This is a genomic window from Streptomyces sp. H27-C3 (genome assembly GCF_030063415.1).
Classification (GTDB): Bacteria; Actinomycetota; Actinomycetes; order Streptomycetales; family Streptomycetaceae; genus Streptomyces.
On the sequence record NZ_JASITA010000035.1, the window covers coordinates 66,990 to 73,200 of the forward strand.

The window sequence follows — 6,211 nt, forward strand, 5'->3', positions numbered from 1 at the left end:
CGCTCAGCCGGCCTGGTCGGCGAAGACCGAGACGCCGTCCTCGGTGGCGTGCACCGGCTCCAGCTCCTCGGCCCGGTGGACCAGCGACGTACGGCGGACCCATACGACGCCCGCACCGGCCACGGCCGCGACCGCGGCGACCACGAACGGGATGTGGATGTCGGTCCACTCCTCGATCTTCGGCGCGAAGAACGGCGCGGCTGCCGCGGCGAACCAGCGCACGAAGTTGTAACCGGCGCTCGCCACCGGGCGCGGCGCGTCCGAGACGCCCAGCGCCAGCTCCGTGTAGACGGTGTTGTTCACGCCGATGAAGGCACCGGAGACGATCGTGCAGACGACGGCCACCGTGTGGTTCCCGTACCCGAGCACGAGGAGGTCGGCCGCGAGCAGCAGCAGCGAGCCGCCGAGCACCTTGAGCGTGCCGAAGCGCTTCTGCAGCCGCGGTGCGACGAGCACCGAGAAGACCGCGAGCAGCAGGCCCCAGGCGAAGAAGACCGCGCCCGACTTGTACGGCGTCATGTTCAGCACGAAGGGCGTGAAGGCCAGCACCGTGAAGAACGCGTAGTTGTAGAAGAAGGCCGAGGCGGCGACGGAGGCGAGCCCGCCGTGGCCGAGCGCCTTGATCGGGTCCAGCAGTGAGGTCTTGCGGGCCGGCATCGGCTGTTCCTTGAGAAAGCAGACGATGGCGATGAATCCGATGGCCATCAGCGCGGCCGTGCCGAAGAACGGGTAGCGCCAGCTGGCGTTGCCGAGCGCGGCGCCGAGCAGCGGGCCGCAGGCCATGCCGAGGCCGAGCGCCGACTCGTACAGCAGGATCGCGACGGCGCTGCCGCCTGCCGCCGCGCCGACGATGACGGCCAGCGAGGTCGAGACGAACAGGGCGTTGCCCAGGCCCCAGCCGGCCCGGAAGCCGACGAGCTCACCGACGGAGTCCGATGTGCCCGACAGGGCGGCGAAGACGATGACCAGGGCGAGGCCGAGCAGGAGCGTCTTGCGGCCGCCGATGCGGCTGGAGATGAAGCCGGTGACCAGCATCGCGACCGCGGTGATCAGGAAGTACGACGTGAAGAGCAACGAGACCTGGCTCGGCGTCGCCTGCAGGCCCTTGGCGATGGACGGCAGGATCGGGTCCACCAGACCGATGCCCATGAACGCGACGACCGCCGCGCCCGCCGTGGCCCAGACGGCCTTCGGCTGACGCAGGATGCTCCCCGCTCCCTCGTCGAACGGATCCTCTCCGCGCATGACGTCCCCACTCTCCGCTAGATCGATGCGACACGCGCAGAATAAGTTAGCGACTCTAACGAATGCAAGTTACATCTAGTTTCGGCAGGTGGGAGCGCACTCCGGGGGGTGATCGTCCTTGACTCGGGGACGGCCGGGGAGGACCGTTGGGGCCTATGAGGGGCGAACCCAGTTGCCCGAAGTGCGGTGGCCGGGTCAGGGCGCCCGGTCTCTTTGCCGACTCCTGGCAGTGTGATGTGCACGGCGTCGTGCACCCGCTGCAGCCCGTGATCCCACCCAGCGTCGAGGCGCTCAATGTCGCGGTGAAGCGCGCCCAGGTCCCGGTGTGGATGCCCTGGCCGCTGCCCGTCGGCTGGCTGTTCACCGGTGTGACCTGCGCCGGAGACGACCGCAGCGGCGCGCGGGCCACCGCGGTCGCCTGCGCGGGACCCGGACCGCTCGGCGGCTCGGGCGAGCTGCTGCTGGTCGCCGAGGAGCTCGGAGTCGGCCTCGGGGCGCGCTACGCGGGGCTCGACGGCCCGGACCCGGGCGCGTACATGAGCCTCGGGCAGCCCCCGCAGGTCAAGGTCCTCGCGGCCGGCCGGCCCACCCCTCTGTGGCATGTCTCCGGGGTGCCCGGAGACCGCGCCGTGTTCGCCGGGGAGGCCCGTGGGCTGTGGCTGTGGGCGATCGTCTGGCCCGAGCAGTCGGGGCTGATGATGTACGACGAGCTGGTGCTGACCGACCTGCGCGACGCGGGCGCCGAGGTGGAACTGGTGCCGTGCGGGGCGCTGTCCCAGCGCATCCTGTCCTGACCGGCCGGACGCCGCCGGGCGCCATGCGGCTCCGCGTCACCGGGCGGATGCTGGGTCGGTCGGGCAGGGATTCGCCGGACCGCCGTTAGACTTCGACCGTCCCCCTTGCCCAGCCGAGCCCCGGAGTCACGCGTCGTGCGCATCGACCTGCACACCCACTCCACGGCGTCGGACGGCACGGACACCCCCGCCGAGCTGGTGCGCAACGCCGCTGCCGCCGGTCTTGACGTCGTGGCGCTCACCGACCACGACTCGACCCGCGGGCACGCCGAGGCGATCGCCGCGCTCCCCGCCTCCCTGACCCTCGTCACCGGCGCGGAGCTGTCCTGCCGCATCGACGGCATCGGGCTGCACATGCTGGCGTACCTCTTCGACCCCGCCGAGCCGGACCTGGCGAGCGAGATGGAGCTGGTGCGCGACGACCGGGTGCCCCGCGCCCGGGGGATGGTCGCCAAGCTCCGGGAGCTGGGCGTGCCCATCGAGTGGGACCAGGTGGCCCGTATCGCGGGAGACGGCTCGGTCGGCCGCCCGCACATCGCTTCCGCGCTCGTCGAGCTCGGTGTCGTCGAGACCGTCTCCGACGCCTTCACGCCCAACTGGCTCGCCAACGACGGCCGTTGTTACGTCGACAAGCACGAGCTCGACCCCTTCGACGCGATCCGCCTGGTTAAGGCGGCGGGCGGCGTCACCATCTTCGCGCACCCCGGCGCCGACCGGCGCGGCCACACGGTCCCCGAGAGCGCTATAGCCGAACTCGCCGCCGCGGGCCTCGACGGGATCGAGGTCGACCACATGGACCACGACGCGCCCACCCGCGCCCGGCTGCGCGTGCTCGCGGCCGATCTCGGCCTGCTGACCACCGGGTCCAGCGACTACCACGGCAGCCGCAAGACCGTACGGCTCGGGGAGTCGACCACCGACCCCGAGATCTACGGCGAGATCACCCGGCGCTCCACCGGCGCGTTCCCGGTGCCCGGCGCGGGCGGAAGCCCCCGCCCGTAGGGGGACACCCCCTCACCGCCGCGCCACCCCTCCTCCGTACGAACCTCTTCTCGCAAGGCCACACTGTGCTCGACTTTGCCGTTTTCGGATCCCTCTTTCTCACACTTTTCGTGATTATGGACCCTCCTGGAATCACGCCGATCTTCCTCGGACTGACCTCGGGCCGTCCCGCCAAGGTGCAGCGCCGGATGGCCTGGCAGGCGGTCGCCGTCGCCTTCGGCGTGATCGCCGTCTTCGGCGTTCTCGGCCAGCAGATCCTCGACTATCTGCACGTCTCCGTCCCGGCGCTGATGATCGCGGGCGGTCTGTTGCTGCTGCTCATCGCGCTCGACCTGCTCACCGGCAAGACCGACGAGCCGACGCAGACCAAGGACGTCAATGTCGCGCTCGTGCCGCTGGGCATGCCGCTGCTCGCGGGCCCCGGCGCGATCGTCTCGGTGATCCTGGCGGTGCAGCACGCCGACAGCGTCAAGTCGCAGGTCTCGGTGTGGGCCGCGATCGTGGCGATGCACATCGTCCTGTGGATCACCATGCGCTACTCGCTGGTGATCATCCGCGTGATCAGGGACGGCGGAGTGGTCCTGGTGACCCGGCTCGCCGGCATGATGCTCTCCGCGATCGCCGTGCAGCAGATCATCAACGGCGTCACCCAGGTCATTCAGAACAGCTGACCGTCGGCCCGCCGCCGCGGACCTGTCCCGGCCATGACCGGCCCCGGCCGCCACGCACAAGCGCCCCCGTACACACATGTGTACGGGGGCGCTTCACTGACGTCTTCTACTTCTTCAAATCGTCTTCATCGACTTGTCGTCATCAACTCGTCAAACTCAACAGCGAATGCGTCGGGTGTTACGAGGCCGAGGTCTCGGCCGGACGGATGTAGATGCGCTGGCCTATGGCTGCGGCCTGCTGCACCATCCGGTTGACGGAAGCGGCGTCCACGACGGTGCAGTCAACGGCGGAACCGTCGACGTCGTCCAGTCGCATGATCTCGAAGCGCATGGCTTCTCCCTTCGTCTGATCCTCCGGTGACGGAGAACTGTGGTGAGTGGAGCGCGTGGCTGGAGTGCCCCGCGTTCCTGTGGGTACAACGGGTTGCACCGTGCAATCATTCCCTAAGCTAAAGAAAACTTTCGGCTATCTAAATACTCGCTGGTAGGTGTACCGGTTGTGTCGTCTCGGCCGCGCCACGGACAATGAGAGCCGTATGGACGACGCACAGCCTTCGGGCCCCACCGAACTCGCCAGGATCAGTGCCCGCCTGGACCGCACCAATGAGCTGCTCCAACGCATGCTCGCCGAGGTTGCGAAGACCCCCTCCACCCACGCGATCTTTGTCGACGCCGGATACGTCTACGCGGCGGCCGGGCTGCTGGTGACCGGGACCGAGGACCGCAGGTCCTTCGATCTCGACGCGGAGGGAATCATCGAGGCCTTCATCGACAAGGCGCGCACGATCTTCGCGGACAGCCGACTGCTGCGTGTCTACTGGTACGACGGAGCCAGGCGCCGAAGTCACACCACCGAGCAGCAATCCATCGCCGAGCTGCCGGACGTCAAGGTCCGCCTCGGCAACCTCAACGCCAACAACCAGCAGAAGGGCGTCGACTCCCTGATCCGTACGGACCTGGAATCGCTCGCCAGGCACCGTGCCATCAGCGACGCGGCGCTCGTCGGCGGCGACGAGGACCTGGTCTCGGCGGTCGAGGCGGCGCAGGGCTACGGCGCCCGCGTCCACCTGTGGGGCATCGAGGCGGGAGAGGGCCGCAACCAGGCCGAACCGCTGCTCTGGGAGGTCGACAGCCAGCGCACGTTCGAGCTCGACTTCTGCAGGCCGTATGTCACGCGGCGCCCTGTCACGACGTACGAGAACGAGGGCACCCCGCGGCCCTCCCGCGAGAGTGTCCGCTTCATCGGGGCGCAGATCGCCGCGACCTGGCTGGGGGAGCGGGGCAGGGATTCGCTGGCGGACCTGCTGCCCGGACACCCGTATCTGCCGGGCTCCGTCGACCAGGAGCTGCTTGTCGAGGCGGAACGCCTGCTGCAGCGGTCGCTGCGGGGGCACGCGGATCTGCGGCGGGCGCTGCGGGACGGGTTCTGGCAGCACCTTCAGGCGCAGTACTGAGCCGTCTCCAGCCCTTGGCACAGTACCGAGCGTGCGTGCCAGGCGTTCAGGAAAATCGCTGGTTCGCGTCCCAGAAGTCGGCCAGGGCCTTCGCGGTCCGCTCGGGCCGGTCCGTGTTCGGGGAGTGTTCCGCGCCCTCGATCACCGTGCGGCGGGCGGCCAGCCGCTCGGCCATGTCGTCGATCAGCGGCACCGGCCAGGTGTCGTCGGCCACCCCTGAGACCACATGCAGCGGCAGCCCCGCAGCGGCGAGCTCGGCCACCCGGTCCGGCTCGCCCGTCAGCTGCCTGCCGGTGGCGACGAGCTGCGCGGGGCTGTGCCGCAGCCAGCGCGCCCGCAGGGCCGGTCCGTCGGTGTCCGTCTCCTCGGGCGTGGAGGCCGCCTGCATCGCCTCCCACACCTGATCCATGGGCATGGCGGTCAGGGCCTCCGTCAGCAGCTGCACCTTCTGCTGCTGCGACGGCGCGATTTCGGCGGGTCCGGACGACACGAGCGTGAGCGACACGAACGGCGACGGGTCGAGCAGCACCGCCGCGCGGGCGATCTGGCCGCCGAGCGAGTGCCCGACCAGGTGTACGGGGGCGCCCGCCGCCTCGGCCTGCGCGAGCACATCCCGGGCCAACTCGACCTGGGCGTAAGCCTCCTGGGACTCCGGGCCGTCGGATTCGTACTGCCCGCGCCCGTCCACCGCGAGGATCCGGTAACCGGCCGCCGCCAGGGGCAGCAGCATCGCGATGAAGTCTTCCTTGCTCCCGGTGAATCCGGGGAGCAGCAGCGCGGTGCCTTTGGGCTCCGCCTCCGCCGGCCCGGCTTCGAGCGCGGCGAACACCCCGCGCGCCGTGCGCAGGGGGAGGGCTCGGGTACCGGGCGGCGGGGTGAAGGTGGGCGGCCTGCTCATGCGTCGAGGCTAACGCGTAGGGGCGGCGCGGCACCCTGCGGGGCTTGCCGCGCCGCCCGCGACTCCGGCATCGACGCGCCGGCCCACTCCATCCGCGCCGTCCATACGGCGAGGGGGCGGCGGGCCCGGGGGGGGCGCGGGGCCGCG

The 6,211-nt window shown here is 70.3% G+C and carries 7 protein-coding genes; 4 read left to right on the top strand and 3 right to left on the bottom strand.

Features of this window, described 5'->3' with window-relative positions; translation table 11 throughout:
- Positions 1–3 precede the first annotated feature (3 nt).
- Entirely contained in the window at positions 4–1,245 is a 1,242-nt protein-coding gene (locus tag QMK30_RS28800; RefSeq protein ID WP_283521262.1) for an MFS transporter, read from the bottom strand.
- Between the two features lie 155 nt (positions 1,246–1,400).
- On the opposite strand from QMK30_RS28800, the gene QMK30_RS28805 reads away from it, so the two are divergent.
- The 3 genes from QMK30_RS28805 to QMK30_RS28815 all read left to right on the top strand — a co-directional run bounded on the left by QMK30_RS28805 (position 1,401) and on the right by QMK30_RS28815 (position 3,712).
- On the top strand, positions 1,401–2,039 hold the full coding sequence (locus QMK30_RS28805) for a DUF6758 family protein (protein ID WP_283521263.1): 639 nt from the start codon (positions 1,401–1,403) through the stop codon (positions 2,037–2,039).
- Between the two features lie 135 nt (positions 2,040–2,174).
- The gene (locus tag QMK30_RS28810) at positions 2,175–3,041 is read left to right on the top strand and encodes a PHP domain-containing protein (protein WP_283521264.1); all 867 of its coding nucleotides are present in this window, start codon (positions 2,175–2,177) and stop codon (positions 3,039–3,041) included.
- Between the two features lie 65 nt (positions 3,042–3,106).
- Entirely contained in the window at positions 3,107–3,712 is a 606-nt protein-coding gene (locus tag QMK30_RS28815; RefSeq protein ID WP_283521265.1) for a MarC family protein, read from the top strand.
- Positions 3,713–3,890: 178 nt separating this feature from the next.
- On the opposite strand, the gene QMK30_RS28820 is transcribed toward QMK30_RS28815, so the two are convergent.
- Positions 3,891–4,043, bottom strand: a complete 153-nt coding sequence (locus tag QMK30_RS28820; RefSeq protein ID WP_283521266.1) for a DUF8834 family protein — start codon at positions 4,041–4,043, stop codon at positions 3,891–3,893.
- 205 nt (positions 4,044–4,248) lie between these two features.
- Between QMK30_RS28820 and QMK30_RS28825 the strand changes: the two genes are divergently transcribed.
- On the top strand, positions 4,249–5,166 hold the full coding sequence (locus QMK30_RS28825; protein ID WP_283521267.1) for an NYN domain-containing protein: 918 nt from the start codon (positions 4,249–4,251) through the stop codon (positions 5,164–5,166).
- Between the two features lie 46 nt (positions 5,167–5,212).
- Here QMK30_RS28825 and QMK30_RS28830 read toward each other — a convergent pair whose 3' ends face one another.
- A complete protein-coding gene (locus QMK30_RS28830) occupies positions 5,213–6,064 on the bottom strand; it encodes an alpha/beta fold hydrolase (RefSeq protein ID WP_283521268.1) in 852 nt (283 codons plus the stop codon).
- Positions 6,065–6,211 lie beyond the last annotated feature (147 nt).